At 65.9% G+C, this 15896-nt stretch carries 15 protein-coding genes; 2 read left to right on the top strand and 13 right to left on the bottom strand.

The window, feature by feature from the left end:
- Positions 1-51: 51 nt before the first annotated feature.
- From ATK30_RS31075 to ATK30_RS31045, 7 genes are all read right to left on the bottom strand, one after another.
- Positions 52-1041, bottom strand: a complete 990-nt coding sequence (locus ATK30_RS31075; RefSeq protein ID WP_037817689.1) for a ribokinase — start codon at positions 1039-1041, stop codon at positions 52-54.
- Entirely contained in the window at positions 1038-1835 is a 798-nt protein-coding gene (locus tag ATK30_RS31070) for a glutamine amidotransferase (RefSeq protein WP_037817691.1), read from the bottom strand. The genes ATK30_RS31075 and ATK30_RS31070 overlap by 4 nt, the downstream gene beginning before the upstream one ends.
- Complete coding sequence (locus ATK30_RS31065) at positions 1832-2524, bottom strand: HAD family hydrolase (protein WP_199817982.1); 693 nt, start codon at positions 2522-2524, stop codon at positions 1832-1834. Before ATK30_RS31065 ends, ATK30_RS31070 begins: the two co-directional genes overlap by 4 nt.
- A gap of 2 nt (positions 2525-2526) precedes the next feature.
- A complete protein-coding gene (locus tag ATK30_RS31060; RefSeq protein WP_020661397.1) occupies positions 2527-4029 on the bottom strand; it encodes an aldehyde dehydrogenase in 1503 nt (500 codons plus the stop codon).
- A 150-nt stretch (positions 4030-4179) separates the two neighbouring features.
- Positions 4180-4587, bottom strand: coding sequence for an NIPSNAP family protein (locus ATK30_RS31055; protein ID WP_020661398.1), 408 nt, complete (start codon positions 4585-4587; stop codon positions 4180-4182).
- A gap of 40 nt (positions 4588-4627) precedes the next feature.
- Positions 4628-5722 carry an LLM class flavin-dependent oxidoreductase gene (locus tag ATK30_RS31050; RefSeq protein ID WP_027927861.1) on the bottom strand — a complete coding sequence of 365 codons (1095 nt, stop codon included), beginning with the start codon at positions 5720-5722 and terminating at the stop codon, positions 4628-4630.
- 141 nt (positions 5723-5863) lie between these two features.
- Positions 5864-7336 carry a nicotinate phosphoribosyltransferase gene (locus tag ATK30_RS31045; protein WP_020661400.1) on the bottom strand — a complete coding sequence of 491 codons (1473 nt, stop codon included), beginning with the start codon at positions 7334-7336 and terminating at the stop codon, positions 5864-5866.
- 598 nt (positions 7337-7934) lie between these two features.
- On the opposite strand from ATK30_RS31045, the gene ATK30_RS31040 reads away from it, so the two are divergent.
- Positions 7935-8999 carry a LacI family DNA-binding transcriptional regulator gene (locus tag ATK30_RS31040; protein WP_341867371.1) on the top strand — a complete coding sequence of 355 codons (1065 nt, stop codon included), beginning with the start codon at positions 7935-7937 and terminating at the stop codon, positions 8997-8999.
- A 170-nt stretch (positions 9000-9169) separates the two neighbouring features.
- On the opposite strand, the gene ATK30_RS31035 is transcribed toward ATK30_RS31040, so the two are convergent.
- The 5 genes from ATK30_RS31035 to ATK30_RS31015 are packed head-to-tail and all read right to left on the bottom strand — an operon-like array spanning position 9170 to position 14335.
- Entirely contained in the window at positions 9170-10537 is a 1368-nt protein-coding gene (locus ATK30_RS31035) for an MFS transporter (protein WP_101438503.1), read from the bottom strand.
- A 22-nt stretch (positions 10538-10559) separates the two neighbouring features.
- Positions 10560-11585, bottom strand: coding sequence for a 2Fe-2S iron-sulfur cluster-binding protein (locus ATK30_RS31030; protein ID WP_101438502.1), 1026 nt, complete (start codon positions 11583-11585; stop codon positions 10560-10562).
- Position 11586: 1 nt separating this feature from the next.
- On the bottom strand, positions 11587-12561 hold the full coding sequence (locus tag ATK30_RS31025; RefSeq protein ID WP_101438501.1) for a PdxA family dehydrogenase: 975 nt from the start codon (positions 12559-12561) through the stop codon (positions 11587-11589).
- Complete coding sequence (locus ATK30_RS31020) at positions 12558-13022, bottom strand: aromatic-ring-hydroxylating dioxygenase subunit beta (protein ID WP_020661405.1); 465 nt, start codon at positions 13020-13022, stop codon at positions 12558-12560. The genes ATK30_RS31025 and ATK30_RS31020 overlap by 4 nt, the downstream gene beginning before the upstream one ends.
- Positions 13022-14335 carry an aromatic ring-hydroxylating dioxygenase subunit alpha gene (locus tag ATK30_RS31015; RefSeq protein WP_240690817.1) on the bottom strand — a complete coding sequence of 438 codons (1314 nt, stop codon included), beginning with the start codon at positions 14333-14335 and terminating at the stop codon, positions 13022-13024. Before ATK30_RS31015 ends, ATK30_RS31020 begins: the two co-directional genes overlap by 1 nt.
- 117 nt (positions 14336-14452) lie before the next feature.
- Here ATK30_RS31015 and ATK30_RS31010 point away from each other — a divergent pair, with 117 nt between their 5' ends.
- Positions 14453-15202, top strand: a complete 750-nt coding sequence (locus ATK30_RS31010) for an IclR family transcriptional regulator domain-containing protein (protein ID WP_078870664.1) — start codon at positions 14453-14455, stop codon at positions 15200-15202.
- Between the two features lie 519 nt (positions 15203-15721).
- Here the strand turns inward: ATK30_RS31010 and ATK30_RS46955 are convergent.
- Positions 15722-15850, bottom strand: a complete 129-nt coding sequence (locus tag ATK30_RS46955) for a hypothetical protein (protein WP_255443468.1) — start codon at positions 15848-15850, stop codon at positions 15722-15724.
- Between the last annotated feature and the right edge of the window lie 46 nt (positions 15851-15896).

The raw sequence follows: 15896 nt of genomic DNA, 5'->3' as shown, positions 1-15896 counted from the left end.
GCCTTTCTACTTCGGTCCGAAAAATCGGAGACGCTGCGGGTTCGACCGCCGTTACGTGCCCGCGCGGCGCTCGGTGGTCGCCAAGACGGCGTCGATCGTCGCCGCACTCGGCATACCCGTGCGCGCGCCCGCCGACTCAACCGACAACGCCGCAGCAACCACTCCGCGCCGCGCCGCGCCGGCGACGTCCGTTCCCGCTGCCAAGCTGGCGGCAAACACGCCGTTGAAGGTGTCCCCAGCGCCGGTGGTATCGACCACTCGACGTGCCGGCCAAGCCGGGATCCGGGTGCTGACTCCGTCAGCACCGCACAACAGCACCCCGTCGGCACCCAGTGTGACTACCACCGGCGCTCTCGTATGCGATGCCACCGCGGCCGCCATCTTCTCCGCCGGCGGGTCTCCGGGCTCACCGAGCAGCTGGTAGAGGTCTCGCAGCTCGCCTTGGTTCGGGGTGATGATCGGGGCGAGCTTGAGGAGCTCTTGGATGCCGGGGGCGACAGGCGCCGGGTTGAGCACACACAGCCACCCCTGCGCGGTGGCGGCTTCGACCGCTTCGACGACTGCCGCGGCGGAGATCTCCGTACTCACCAGAACACACCCTGGCCACCCGCTCGCTCGCTCGATCGCGGCCCTCACGTCCCGAGCGCCCACCACCGCATTTGCACCGGCGGCTACGGCGATCTGGTTCTCCCCGAAGGGATCCACGACAATGAGCGCAGCTCCAGTAGCGGACCCCTCCTTGATCACGACATCGCTGACGTCGATCCCTTCGGCTCGCAGCTCGGCCAACGCAGCCACTCCGAACTCGTCAGGCCCGACGGCGCCGACGTAGCGGACGTCGGTGCCTGAGCGCACCGCCGCGACAGCGGCGTTGCCGCCCTTCCCTCCGCCGTGACGCTGCAAGTCCGCCCCCACCACGGTCTCCCCTGGTCCGGGAAGCCTGGAGGCGGCGACGACCATGTCGACGTTCAGCGCCCCGACGACGAGGAGGCGCCCGCCCCTGCCTGATCCGGCCGACCGCGCACCGTCGCTCAAGCTCACGACACCTTTTCCCCGAGCGCCGGCGCTTTTTGCGCCTGCGCGGTCCACGAGACAATCGCCGTCCACATCTCGCCGTAGTGCGGCCAGTCCAGGAACTCCTGAGGTGCCCAGTGCGGGGCGAGATCGGAGGCAAACGCCGCGGTCCTGCCGTCACCGTGCTGGCCCACGACCAACATCGGGTCCTCGCCCACCCGCGCCACGACGGTGGCGTCCGGCTTCGCGATGAGTTTGTTGTAGCCGAGAAGGTGGGGCCATTCCGGAGGCGTGCCGCCCAGGACCGGGTGATCAGGCTGGCAGACCTCCACCTCGACCCCCTCCGACCTCTCGACACGGTCGTCGTACGGGAGCATGGCTACGGGCAGCGGATCGGCGAGCGGGCTCATGCCGAAGCGGCCCTTGCCATCGATTCCGGTGAAGGAAAGATACCCCCCGACCATGACGAGCCCGCCACCTCGCTTGACGTAATCCGCAACCAGGCCAAGCCGGTTTGGCGACCTCTCCGATCGCAGGAAACTCTCGTCCGGCAGCAGGAAGGAGTTGGATCCGATGTCAGAGATGACGATTACGTCGAACTCGTCGATTTCCTCCGGCGAGCGGGGGAACCGCAAGGTGATCTCGTGGCCGCGGACGTAGGTGACGTCGAACCCAGCGTCATTCAGGCAGCCGAGGAAGAAGCCCGCGCCCTCCTCGTACTCGGTCGAGTGGAACTGGTCGAAGCCCTTCATGTGGATCGTGTGTTTCACCCACGACTCCCCCACGAACAGAACCCTGAGCGGCGACCCGATGGTGCTCATGAACTGGAACTCCCTTGCGCGAACTGGTTTCTGGTTGATGCGGCTTTGAGCTGGCGACCCAGCGCATGCGCCTCGCGGATGTCGATCCCGAGGTAGGTCTTCGCGGCCAGGGGCGCCAAGACGGGCGACGGGTTCACCGCGACCGAGTGCGGGAACGTCGTGAACAGCTCCACGTCGCTGGATGAGTCCCCGTAGACCACACACTCGTCGGCGGTCAGGTTGCGAGCAGCGAGAGCCGACTGGGTGATTGCCACCTTCGCCTCTGGCATCAGCGTCGCTGAGTTCTCCAGCGGGCTGCCCAACTCGACGGCCGAGCCGTAGGTCTCGTTGACGCCCCAAAGCTCCAGCCTGCGGACGAAGAACGTCGGCGACTGGGAAATCACGATCACGTCCTCGCCGTGAGATCGAATGCTCTCGAAGGTTTCGGCGACACCGTCCATCCAGGGCGAGCTCTGAAAGGCATCGTCGAAGTCGGCAGGGGATGCGTCCTTGCAGATGTCGAGGAGCTTCGACCAGAAGTCGGTGTCGGAGATCGTCCCCTCGCCCCATGCCCTCTCGATTTCCTGCCCGGCCTCGAGTTGGCCCATCTGGCGAGCCAGCTCGATCGTGGCGGTGCTCCTCAGGAGGGTGCCGTCCATGTCGAAGACATGGAGGCAGCCCACCTTGCTGGCCTCAGCGGATGTGTTCACCTTCAGGGCCGCCCTTCGGGCGAGGAGGAGAACCGCGGCTTCTGATCGAGTACGACGGTCTTGTTCTCGAGGTACGGCAGAAGGCCGGCTACGCCGCCCTCTCGGCCGACACCCGACTGCTTGAAGCCGCCGAAGCCGATCCCGAAGTCTGCCCGGTTGCCGTTCTGCCCCACTGTCCCTGCACGCAGGCGCCTGGCCACCTCGCGAGCACGGTCCGCGTCGTTGGTGAACACCGAAGCGTTGAGACCGAACACAGAGTCATTGGCGATCCGGATCGCGTCTTCCTCGTCAGCAGCGGCGATGACGGAGATCACTGGCCCGAAGATCTCCTCTTGGGCGATCCGGGAGGAGTTGTTCACATTCCCGAAAACGGTCGGCTCAATGAACCAGCCCCGGTCGAGGTCCTTGGGGCGGTTACCGCCGAACGCCAGAGTGGCCCCTTCGTCCTTGCCGATCTGGACATAACCCTCGACGCGCTCACGCTGTCGGCGAGAGGCCAGCGGCCCCATCTGGACGCTGGGGTCGAACGGGTTCCCCACCTTGACCCGAGAGAACCGCTCGGCGAGCGCCTCGAGCATCTCGTCGTGCCGATGGCGCGCCACGATCACCCGAGTCAGCGATGCACAGATCTGGCCGGAAACAAAGCACGCGCCCCCGGTCAGGCTGTCGGCCGCCGCGGCAATGTCCATGTCGTCGAGGACGACCGCCGCCGATTTGCCTCCCAGCTCGAGGGTGTACCGCCCGATGCGCTCGGCCAAGATCCCCGCGATCCTCTTCCCCACCGCCGTAGACCCGGTGAAGGTGATCTTGTCCACGCGGTGATCGGTCACCAGCGCTTCAGAGGCATCCCTGTCGGCGGTGAGCACGTTAACCACGCCGCGGGGGAGGCCGACCTGTTCAGCGATCTCCGCGATGACATACGCGGCTCCCGGTGCCTCCGGTGACGCCTTGACGATCACCGTGCACCCGGCGAGCAGCGCGGGTGCCAGCTTCCAGGCGGCCAGGTGCATCGGGGTGTTCCACGGAATGATCGCCCCCACGACGCCTACGGGCTCCCCGACGATCATCCCGAAGCCTTCGCCCGAGCTGGTGGGCACCTCTTGCTCGAACGGATACCGATCGGCGAGATCCGCGTAGTAGTCGAACGCCCCAGGGACCTCCTGCAGGACGGCCGGCACAATGCCGGCGATGACCCCCGTCTCTCGGGGCCACAACTGGACCAGGTCATCGGAGCGTTTGGCTGCGGCCTGAGCGATGGCGCGAAGGAACTCCGCCCGCCGGCTCGGCGGCATCCGTGGCCACGGGCCGTCGTCGAAGGCCCGGCGTGCCGCTCCCACCGCCCGCGCGACATCCGCCGCTTCGGCCTCAGCGACACTGAAAAACCGCTCCTCCGTCGCCGCTTCGATCACGTCGATCGTGTGGGTCGTCGAAGGATCGACCCACTGCCCGTCAATGTAGAACTGCCCCGGATTCGAGATCGGCGCGCTGGGCGTCTTGATTGTCATCGGAATGCTTCGCCTCCAACTGGTCGGCTACCGCAGAGCTGGTGGTTGTCGTCAATTGCCGACCCGGCACTTCATCGGATCGCGCCCAGTCGGCGATGGGCGCGAGGCCGGTGGCCAAGGAACTGGACGCGGTGGACCAGCGACTCGCCGTCACACAGCGTGATCCAAAACCCCCTCGAAGGGCGTGGATTCGATTACCCGCCGACGGATGGCCTGGTACAGCGGACCGTTCTCCTCACGACTGGCCAACGCTGATGCCCAATCAGGGTCCGCAAGGAACGTGCCCCATTTGCGCTCCAGCTCAGCAAGGTCGGAGAACCGCATCGTGTAGACGACCTCATTGAAAGAGTTGTCGCCGATGGTGGTGCAACCCACCTGCGTCATCTCCATCCCGTGCTTCCTGAACAGCGGCACCACCACTGACGTGAACAGGTCGACGACATCTCGGAAACGACCTGCCGCCGGGATATACTCGCGAACCTCGTAAATCACCTTGTTGACCTCCTCTGCGGTCTTCGCCTTCTGAGCCCTCACGGCAATCGACGGGTGGACGTCCACGGCTGGTATCGCTCAGGCGCACTTGGAGACGCGAAGGGTGCTAGTCCGCGAACGCGGGAAAGACCTCTTCAGCCATCATCTTCATGTTCTTGACGATCGCGTCGGTGGGCTGACCGACCGCGATGAGGCACGCCAAGTGGTCCACTCCAAGCTTCTCGTAGGACTTGAACCGCTCGATCATGCGATCCGGCGTGGTCAACACCGGGTCGGCGTACTTATCCAGCAGGTTGTCCCTGGAGAAGGAATGCTGCTCAGGTGTCATATTCCCGCGGTGCACATAGTCTCGGCTCTCGCCGACATTGCGGGTGGCGAGCCGCTCTTCCTTGGTGTCGACCGTGCCGGGACCCTTGACCAGGGCCATGTAGTAGTTGTATTCGTTCACGACGTCGTCGAAGTACTCCAACGCCTCTTCCTCGGTACGACCGACCCAGGTGTGGCGGAGCACCATGACCTCACCGCGAGGATTCCCGGTCTTTTCGATCTCGTCGTTGTAGCTCCCGATGAGCTCCTCAAGGTCGCCGTAGGGCTCGAAGTTGCCGTAGTTCGGCGCCGTGATCAGATTCAGGCCCTGCTGAGCGACCCGGCGAACACCTTCGTTGCTCTGCGATGCGACCCAGATGTCAGGATGCGGCTTCGTCGCCGGCTTCGGGACCAGGGTCGTCGGCGGGAATGAATAGAACTGGCCGTCATGGGACACGTCGTCTTCAGCGAAGAGCCGACGGACGATCTCCAGCCCTTCTTCGTACATTGCCCGCTGGTTCTCCGGCTTCACCCCGAGCCGATCGAGTTGGAACCTGCTCCCGCCGCGTGCCACGCCGATCCCGATCCGACCTGGCGCGAGATGATCCAGCAGGCTCATCTCGGAAGCGACCAGGAGCGGGTTGTAAGCCGGCAGGACGACCACACCCGGGACGATCCGCAGCCGCTTGGTCCGCTGAGCCACGACCGTCGCGAACATCATCGCCGAGGGATTGGCTACGTAGTTCTGGAACTGGTTCTCGTTGATCGTGATCCCCTCGAAGCCGAACTCCTCAGCGGCATCGACGATCCTGAGCATGCTGTCCAAAACCTCGGACCAGGGCCGGGTCGTGTCCGGATAAAAGAACGGCGCCGTAACCCAGAACTTCATTGCCATCGTGTTTTCCTCAACTCTTGTTCGCTGACTTCCAAGGGGACCGCAGGACCAACCCCCGAGGCTCTCGGCGCGGCAGTCCACGCCATCGGGAAAGACCACGATGCCGTGGACTGCTTCATGAATGCCTCGCGGGTGAGTGATTCAGCTGACGGCCGCGCCGTCGGGTGCCGGTGCGGATCCGGTGACCATCGGCGCGAGGTAATCGCCGTACCATTCCTGCGGCACTGGTGCCTCACTGGCAGCGATCAGCTCAGAGAAGTCCCACTTCTTCAGCAGCTTTCCGTTGCGGAAGACGGGCTTGAGCAGGTTCTGCTCAGGGCTGACCGAGTCGCGCGGCACGGTCTTGTACTCACCGTCCTCCAGAACGAGGGCGAGCCGCCCGGCCTTGGACCTCTTGAAGCTGGCTCCGGTGGGCTGCTTGGAGATATCGCGCCACTCACCGTTGACGCACACGGCGTTTGCCTTCTGCGCGAAGTTGTTGGTGTCGCGGTTGACGTGCTGGAGGAGGCCGCCGCCCATGCCGAAGACGGCGTTGTCTGCCGCCAGGCCGCGGCGCTCCATCTCGATGAGGACCGCCCTGAGGCTCTCGCCGGTCACGCCGTCGCCCTGCACCACTCGGATGAACGGAGGGAGGATCTTGAAGCCCTTGCTGTTGACTTCGTAGCCGAAGGCGTCCATGAGCCACTCGGTGGTGTCGGAGGTGACCTGGACGACGTCGCCGGAGTCGGGGCGCGCGCCCACCAGGCCGGGGAAGTTCTGGATCAATTCCTTCAGCTCGCCGCCGAGGATCTTCTTGACGCAGTGCTCGTGGTCGTAGGTGTCGGTCAAGACCAGCGCGAAGCCGTTGTCACGGTAGGTCTCGAGCATGTTCCGGATGGCGTCGACCTCGAAGTCTCGCCCCCAGGCGGTGAAGCCGGCGTGCTCGGAGTTGGGGCCGGAGTTCGATGGAGCCACGGCGTTGTACCAGCGCTTGGCGGCGAGGATGCCCGGGGTGGTGTCGCTCTGGCTGAAGTTCACCAAGTGCGCCATGCCACCCAGCGCGGCGGACTGCTGCGAGCTGACGCCCCGTGCGCCGTAGTCGTGAAGCATGTGCCGGAGCGCTCCCTCGTTGTCGGAAGTACGTTCCAGGGCGGTGCGGATCACCTGCTTGCACAGCCAGCTCAGGGTGCCGATCGTGGTCGGGTACCACACCGCCCTCAGCAGGGCGGTCTCGAAGAAGCTGGTCACCCAGTGATACTTCGGGTCAGTGTTGATGAGCTGCACGAGCACGTTGTTGCTGGGCAGCACGGTGCCCTCGGGGATCGCCTCGATCTCGACGGGCAGATAGCCGCCGTGGTCGTTGATGATGCCCATCCAGTTGTCGCGGTTGAAGTGCATCCCCTGCTCGCGCATGAGGTACTCGGCCTCATCGACATCCTCAAGCGTCACGGGGCGCATCAGGTAATCCCGGATGAAGGCTTGGAGGCCGACGAACATCGTGACGGGGAACTCGCCGCCGCGGGACTCGATGTACGACGAGATGTACTCGGTGCCCGGCGGGTACAGCGAGTAGTGGCAATGCTTGTAGTTGTCGGTGTTGACGATGATGTTGTCGAACTGCTCGCCCAGGGACATCTTTGTCCTTCCTCTCGGTCGCCCCGCGACTGGAGTAGTCACCAGCAGTCGCCGGCAGGCCATTAACGATTCTACACAGGTGCCGAAGCATGCGGTCTGCGACCACGACTTTCGCTGCTCAGTATCGTTGACCCAGCGGGTAGAAACCTTTCTAGCGACCGGACTGTATCAGCGGCAGATCGGCTCTGTAAACGGTGAGTTTCGATCGGCCGGAGGGAACCAGGCCCGGGAGGACCCGAGCGGCCCGGCCAGGGGTACCTGACGGCGGTCGAGCTCTCGATCGAACTCGAAGATGTCGTGACCGTAGAGGTCGGAGATTCCGGTGCCACCACCCCCTACCGCGGATCACTGCTCGGCCGTCACTGGCCGCGCCCCCTCGTGTCCGGCGGGCTTGCGGCTCCAGGCCGCCTCAGCGGCCAGCGCCCGAACCGGGGCGCGGAGCGGCGATGCGCAGCGGCCGACAGACCCGCGCCACCCGCGACATCGGGGACGCTGCGCCACTCGCGGCCAGCCTAGTCCAGCAGTAGTTCTGGAAACCGTTCTATCTCTGAGCTGGAATCAGCTATGGTTACCCTTCGCGACGTGAACGAAGAGCCGCATGAGGACACGTGGGGGTGACTTGACCCGAAACTCGGGAGCCATGCCGACGCGCAGGCCCACGATGAAGGAGGTTGCTGAGCGGGCAGGAGTCGCTATCAGCACGGTAAGTTACGTGCTCAACGACAGCGGGCCCGTCGCGGCCGACCGGCGTGCGCGGGTGCTGGAGGCTGTCCGCGCGCTGGGCTATTTGCCCAACGAGTCTGCTCGCAACCTCAAGAGACACAGCGTGGCCACCGTCGGCCTCGTCGTCCCCGACCTGGTGAACCAGTACTTCGCGCTGATCGCCGAGGGAGTGGAACAAGCCGCGTCCGAGAAGGACGTCTTGGTGGTGTTCTGCACACCGGAAGCGACCGGTGGCAGCGAGTCCTGGAACAGCAGACTGCTGCGCAGTCAGCGCCTCGACGGGCTCATCTACCTCTCCGGGTCAGAGACGCGAATGGAGGCTCTGGTCGAGCTGACCCAGGTCGGCCCTGTCGTCCTCGTCGACGAAAAGCTCCCCGGATTCAACCTGCCGTCCGTGGTCTCGCAGAACCGTCGGGGCGCGAGGGAGATCGCCACCCATCTCACCTCGCTCGGGCACGAGCGCCTGGCCATCCTTGGCGGTCCGCTCGAGCTCTGGACGGCCGAACAGCGCCTCTCGGGCTACCGAGAGGCCATCGCCGCCGCCGGATTGGATCCCGATGGCATCCCCGTGCTCGTAGGTGACTACAAGATGTCGTCGGGCGAGCAGTTGGCCGCCGCGATCCTGAGCCGCCCGGCGGACGATCGGCCCACTGCTTTACTCTGCGCGAACGACCTCATGGCAATTGGGGCTCTGACCTACTGTCGCCGCGCTGGCCTGCGGGTGCCGGAGGACGTCTCGGTGGTCGGATTCGATGACCTGCCGTTCGCTTCCCTCCTGACGCCAGCTCTCACCACCGTCCGGCAGCCCGCTCGGGAGATGGGCATCCAGGCCGTCAAGCTGCTGCTCGGCATGGTCGACGGCACCGATCCGACCCCTCCCCCTCCGTCGCCGGTAACTCTGAAGATCCGGGAGTCGACAGGTCCCGTCTCCGTCCACTGACGAGCGTAAAAGCATCGATGCTCAGAGGTACGTGCCCCTAGAGCTGCCCGGCAAGGTTGTGGACTCGGCATCTGACACCCGGGGTGAGCCGGGACCGGCTGTACGTCGCCGCTTCCTGGCCAAGCGTTCACGACACCGGGCCAGGAAGCGTGCGAGACGAGCCGCCAGGATCAGGTGCGCGTGGATTTCTTCGCACGCAAGCCGAGGTAGAGCACGATCAACCCGCAGAACGCGGACGGAATTGCCAGGGTGAGGAACAACTGCTGATGACTCCATCCGGCGGACAGCATGCCGCCCACGATCAGCGGGCCGAGGATGCCTCCGACCCGGCCGATCCCCAGTGCCCACCCGACACCGGTGGACCGCACTTCTTCGGGGTAGAAGACGGCGGCGAGCGCGATCACGCTCTTCTGTCCACCTGAGACCGAACAGCCGATCAGGAAGATGGCGACGAGGACGAGCCACGCCGGTGCGCCGAGTACCGCGCTCATCAGTGCCAGGAAACCGCAGCCGGACAGGTAGAGCGTGGCGAGCGCGCCATACGCGCCGAGCCGGTCCATCGCGGGGCCGACCAGGAACGCGATCGCGATGCCGCCGATCGTGGTCATCGAGGAAGCGGTGGCCAGGGTGCCCGCCGAGTATCCGCGTTCGTGCAGAACGGTGGGCATCCAGCTCTGCAGGCCGTAGAACATCGCCAAATTGACGGCGAAGACGACCCACAACAGGACTGTGCCGAACAGCTGCCGACCAGAGAGGAGTTCGGACAGTTTGACTCGCTTGCGCGGGTCGGCGCTCGCCGCCTCGATCCGCACGGCGGTCGTATCCGGCAGCCGCCGGTCGATCCGCCGGCACAGGGCGTATGCCTTGGCGGTCTCGCCGCGGCGCACGTGAAAAGCCAGCGATTCCGGCAGCCGCCAGGTCAGCAAGCCCAGCAGAATGAGCGGCAGGATCGCTCCGGCGAGGAAGACCGAGCGCCAGCCGTGCATCGGGATGAGCCAGTCGGCGGCGTAATTGGCAGCCACGAATCCCAAAGAGAATCCACAGTAGATCGCCAGTACGAAACTGGCCCGGGCCCGTTTCGGGCTGTACTCGGCGGTGAGCGCGATCGTGCTCGGGGTTGCCATGCCGAGTCCGATGCCGGTGACGAGCCGGAGCACCAGGAGCTGATCGGGGTTGCGCACCCAGACCGAGAGCAGCGTGGACAGCGAGAAGACCGCCACCCCGGCGAGGACGAGCCGTTTGTGGCCGAACTTGTCCGACAGCGGAGCGAGCAGCAGATAGCCGATCATCAGGCCGACCAGCGCAGCGGAGAAGATCGTGCTCATCGTGCCGGTGGAAATACCCCAGTCTCGGGTGATGGCGGGGGCCATGTAATTGATCGCCTGGGTGTCGAACCCGTCGAGCAGCATGACCAGTCCGCACAGCAGCGCAACGGCGAACTGGAAGCGGCCCGGGCGGCGTTCGTCGATCAAGGCCGGGAGGCGCAACAGTCCCGGCGGCCCGGCGGCGGTGGCGGGAGGCGAAGTGTATTCGGGCATGGGAACTCCAGGTGCGAGAGGATCAGCCGACGGGGTACGGCACGGGCACGGCGGAGACGAACGCGTCGGAGTGGAACCGCTCGGGAGGAATGCCTCGCGCACGGCCCAGCTCCTCCGCAGCGGAACGGGTCATGGATTCACTGCCACAGGCGTAGACCTGGTGGCCGCCGAGGTCCGCGTGGTCGGCGATGACGACCTGCTGGACCCAGCCGGTGGCGCCTTCCCAGCCAGGGTGCGGCCGGGAGAGCACGGGCGTGAAACTCAGCCAGTCAAAACGGCCGGCCCAGGCTTGAAGGGTGGAGAACTGGTACAGGTCCTCGACAGTGCGTGCGCCCCAGTACAGGTGGACGGGACGGGTCAGTCGGCGCGCGATGTGGTCTAGGATGATGGACCGCATCGGCGCGAATCCAGTGCCGGTCGCCAGCAGCAGGATCGGGGAGCCGGCCTGGTCCGCCCCTTCGGCGGGGTCTTCGACGAAGAACTCGCCGAAGGGGGCTTCGATCTCTACGGTGTCGTGGAATTCCAGCTGCTGCAGGATCCTCGCGGAGAACGCTCCGCCGGGCTCGTGGCGCACGTGCAGCTGGGCGAGGTCATTGTGCTGGGGAGAGTTGGCCAGCGAATAGGATCTGGTGTCGCCGTCGTCCAGGATGACGTTGAGGAACTGGCCGGCGCGGAACGGCGTGCGCCGGCCGATCGGGTAACGCAGGTCGAGAATCGTGACGCTGGGCGCGACCTGGCGCCGGCGGTAGACGGTGGTGGTGAGCTTCTTGCGCACCGGAGGCGTGCGTGCCTCGATGCGGCGAGGGGCGATCTCCACGTCGCCGATCGGGCGCGCTCGGCATAGCCGGACTTCCGCAGGACCGCACGCTCGGCCGCTGCCGGGTATTTCCGCCTCTCCAGCCGTCAAGGTGCCGACGCAGGTGTCGCATACGCCTTTGCGGCAGGAGTAAGGGATTGCCCACCCCGCGGCCTCTGCCGCGTCGAGCACATTCTGTTCGGGCGCGCAGTCGAAGGTGATAGCGGTGTCTTTGACGCTGATGGCGGTCATCTCAGTCCTCCTGAACGGGCGGTGCGAGCAACCGGAGGGCGGAGAGCACGGCGCTCGGGTCGGCGGTGCCGCTCCCGGCTTTGTCGAAAACAGGGCCGTGACCGACGCTGGAGAACGGAATGCCCGCGCCGATCGTGATCGCGGCGGCGGTGCGCCCGGCCAGTGTCTTGACCGGGAGGTGCCCTTGGTCGTGGTACATCGCCAAGTACGCGTCCGCGTCCCGCGTGCCGCCGAGCAAGACGTCTGCCCCGGTCGGCCCCTCGGCGTCAATGCCACGCGCACGCAAGGCCGCCACCGCAGGCTCGGTGACCCGGCGGTCGTCGTCCCCGAAGAGGCCATGCTCGCCTGCGTGCGGGTTGATCCCGAAAACGCCGATCCGTGGCGCGGCAATGCCCATCCGGCGAAGCGCCGTATGGAGAGCGACACCGGCCTGGACGACCAGCTCTGGGGTCAGCCGGCCTATCGCGTCGACGAGCCGTTCATGCAGAGTCACATGCGCGATCCGGACGCCGCCGCCGACCAGCATCAAGAAGACTTCGTCGATCGGCGTACCAGTCAGCTCGGCGATCAGCGGCGGGTAGCCCGCGAAGGCGATGCCGGCCTGGCGGACCGCGTTCTCTGAATGCGGGCAGGCGACGACGCCTCGGTAGCCGCCGTCCATCGCCAGCGCAACTGCCTTGGCGGCATAGGCGATGGTCGCTGCGCCTGCCGCAGCGGTCACTCGGCCGATGGCCAGCTCCGCGGGATCGAGTGCGCCGACGTCGATCACGTCGCACATTCCCGCGTCGGCCCTCGCCCCGGGGACCGCTGCCCGAAGGGCAAGGCCGGCCTTGCGGGCAGGTTCCACGAGGACGTGCCGGTCTCCCACCACGACCGGTGCGGCGGCGCCGAGCATCGCAACCGCTTTGACCGCGATGTCGGGGCCGCTGCCGTTCGGGTCACCGATGCTCAGCAGCGCTCTGCGCGGCTCGCTCACAGCGGAAGCACCAGCAATGTGTCGGTGCGGGAGCTGTCGCAGACCACCACCCGCTTTTTCAACAGCGCCGCGCCGTCGGCGAAGACGTACTCGTCAAGGTAGCGGCCGCTGGCGAAGACATCCGTCGGCCCGTTGCCGGCGATGCGAAGGACCAGGAAGGCGGTTTCGCTGGTGGCGCCGGACTTGCTCTCGGCGAGGATCGCAGGCTGGCCAAGCAGGTGCCGGTAGACGTGCGGCTCGTAGATGTTGGCTTCCTTGAGCGCGGAGATCCGGTCTTTGAGCATCGCCTTGTTGTCGGCCCAGATGAGGCCAGCGGGCAGGCCGCGGCGGTGATTGTCGGCGGTGGTCACCTTGTAGAAGGCGTCCTCGGCGAAATGCTCGGGCCAGTCTTCGATCGGGCCGTCGTCGATGGCGCGCACGTAACTGCCCTGGGCCCTGCTGATCAGCGTGAACGCGTCCATTACCGGCGCACTCCTTCGCACTCGTCGATCGAGAAACCCATGGCTTCGCGATAGACCTTCCAAAAGCCGCGGATCGAGGCCTCGGTTACCCTGCTCTCGCTGGAAACCGCCTGGTCGCCGCCCATCTGAACGGTGGCGAACTCACCGCTCGCGCCGGCGATGCCCCGCTGCACGAAGCCGCCGATCGCGCCGTCTTCCATCGAGACGAACCCGGCTGGGCCGACCAGGTTCGACTGCTTCATCCGCACCAGCTGCTGTTCCTCGGTGTCGTCCTCGAAGCCGAGGTAAGTCCAGTTGAGGCGGGTGGAGTCGACCGCGGTCGGGAGCACCTGGCGCACCGCGATGGAGTTCTGGATCTGCTGCAGCACGAATCCCGGCGAGACCGACAGGATCTGCAGGGTGACGTCGTCGCCGAACTCGCGGAAGCTGTTCACCAGCGAGGGGTCCTCGAGCTGGTATTCCGAGTCGGAGCGGATGCCTTGGTCCTTGTAGTGCTCAGCGGTCTTGGCTTCGGCCTCCCGGTTGATCGCCGACCAGCTCACGTGGTTGCCGCCGGATTCGGAGACGATGATGCCGCCCTTTTGGTTCAGCTTGTTGAGCCCGAAGGTGGTGAAGAACAGATGCAGGATGCTGGCGTGGTAAGAGTCCTTGACGTTCTCCAGGTACAGCTTCCAGTTGTTCGGCAGCGTCTGGGTGAACCGCCCGAGCACTACCGGCTTGCGCCCGCCGAGAACACGCTCGATCCGGTCGAGGATCTCCTGGCCGAGGTACTCCTCGATCGCGGGTACGTCGTTGTCGAGGCTGCCGAAGATCAGGCCGTGGACGTTCGCGAGGCGGAGCCGCCGCGGACTGTGCGCGGCCTTGCAGAACTCCTTGCGCATTCCGCCCTTGCCATTGATGCCGTCTTCGAAGGCAACGCCGGTGAGGTCGCCTTGGAGGTTGTAGGTCCAGGCGTGGTAGACGCACGTGAAGTCCTTGGTATGCCCGTAGTGCTCCATCGCGATCAAGGAGCCGCGGTGTGCGCACCGGTTTTCGAAGGCATAGATCTGGCCGTCGTGATCGCGGGTCACGAGCACCGGTTGCTCTCCGATGAAGGTGGCGCAGAAGTCTCCCGGCTCGGCGAGCTCCGCTTCCAGGCAGAGGTAGTTCCACGTGGGGCCGTGAAAGATGTTCTGCTGCTCGGCTCGATAGACGTCCTCGTCCTGGAAAACCCAGTACGGAACTTCGGTCAGCGACACAGGCCACGCGCGGCTCGACATGTCGGCACGCGCCGCGGCCTGCGACGCCGCCCCTGCCCCTCTCGACTCGTTCAACGCATTCCCTCCGGAGACACTTGACTAATTCCGTTCGGTATGCGAACGTATAACCGCTTTCCGAACATCTGCTTCAGTAGACGTGCCGCGGGGCGCGCATGTCAAGAGGAGGGCTGCATGGCAGTCGAAGGAATGGCAGGACTCGCCAAAGGGCTCGCTGTCCTCGAGGCATTCGGGACGGCCACGCCCCGGCTGACGATCAGCGACGCCGCCCAGGCCGCCGGGCTGAGCCGCGCCGCCGCTCGACGCTGTCTGACCACGCTTGCGGAAATCGGCTATGTCACCTTCGACGGGAAGTTCTTCTCCCCCACTCCCCGAGTCCTCCGCATCGGTGCCGCCTACACCGAGTCCGCAGCTCTCCCGCAGCTCGCACGACCACACCTGGCGGCTATCCGCGACGTGATCGACGAATCCGTCTCGCTGGCGGTCCGCGACGAAAACGACTCGCTGTTCGTCGCCCGGAGCGAGGGCACCCGGATCCTCAACAGCAGCATTCGGGTGGGCGCGCGAATCCCGCTCTATGCCTCCTCGACCGGACAGATCCTGCTCGGCGCGTTGAGCGAATCCGAGTTGGCCGACTACCTCGCCGCCGCGCCATTTCCAGCGCGCACCCCCAAGACGCCCACCACTGCCGACGCCGTCGCACAGCGCGTCAAGGACGCCGGTGCGGACGGTGTGGCCATCGGCGACGAGGAACTCGAACCAGGACTGCTCTCCATCGCCGTGCCGGTCCGCGACCCGGCCGGCCAGGTCGTTGCCGCCATCTCCATCAGCGCCTCGAGCTCCCGGGTCACTGTCGAGGAGTTCCGCGACCGTGTCCGGCCGGTCATGCAACAGCACGCGGCCGAACTCGGGCGGCAGCTCTGACTGGGAACGAGCCGCGGAGAACACCGGGGTGGCACGCCCGAACCCGACAGCGCTCGCCGGGCGCTGGTGACGTTGTTCGCCCTCGCCGCGCAGCGGCCGATGCCTCAGTGAAGGAGCTTGCTGGGCAGTGGGCGATACCGGTGCCCTCAGCGGACCGGTAACTAGCGATGCTGCGGGACATGGGCCTCATCGAAGGAGCAACCGCTGCCACTACCACTCAACCGTGCACGCGGCTGCCCTCGCCCGGGCGGCTAGGCACGCCAGACCGGCCCTCTGCCAACGCTCGCACCCGTGTCCAGAGCACGAGCGAACCTCAACTGGACGAAGGATTTCCCAACGCCAGGCGCGAGGTACCAAGACAGGCTTCGTCGCATGACATCCCCGAACACGGGATGCACCACAGGTTCTCTCGGCACAGCGAGCGCCGCCGGCTTTCGCCCACGCCCGGGAACCGGATCCGGTCAACGGCTCCTTCCGGGCGATCCGCGATATCCAGGCGGCACAACGGAATCGGGGTGCTCACATCGGGCCCTCCGAGTGGCCTGCCCCGGCCGCGCCGGGCGACCGTGCGGTGAACACCATCGCGACGGTGGCGATCACGGCGCGGGTGGACAGACTGCGTCGCAGGGACCCTTCGCCGGACGTCATCGATTCGCTCCATAGTGGACGTAATGGAGAACGTCGATGTAGCCGG

The sequence above is a fragment of the Amycolatopsis echigonensis genome (genome assembly GCF_002846615.1).
Classification (GTDB): Bacteria; Actinomycetota; Actinomycetes; order Mycobacteriales; family Pseudonocardiaceae; genus Amycolatopsis; species Amycolatopsis echigonensis.
The sequence above is the reverse complement of the archived record's forward strand: the minus strand, read 5'-3'. Positions and strand labels throughout refer to the sequence as shown.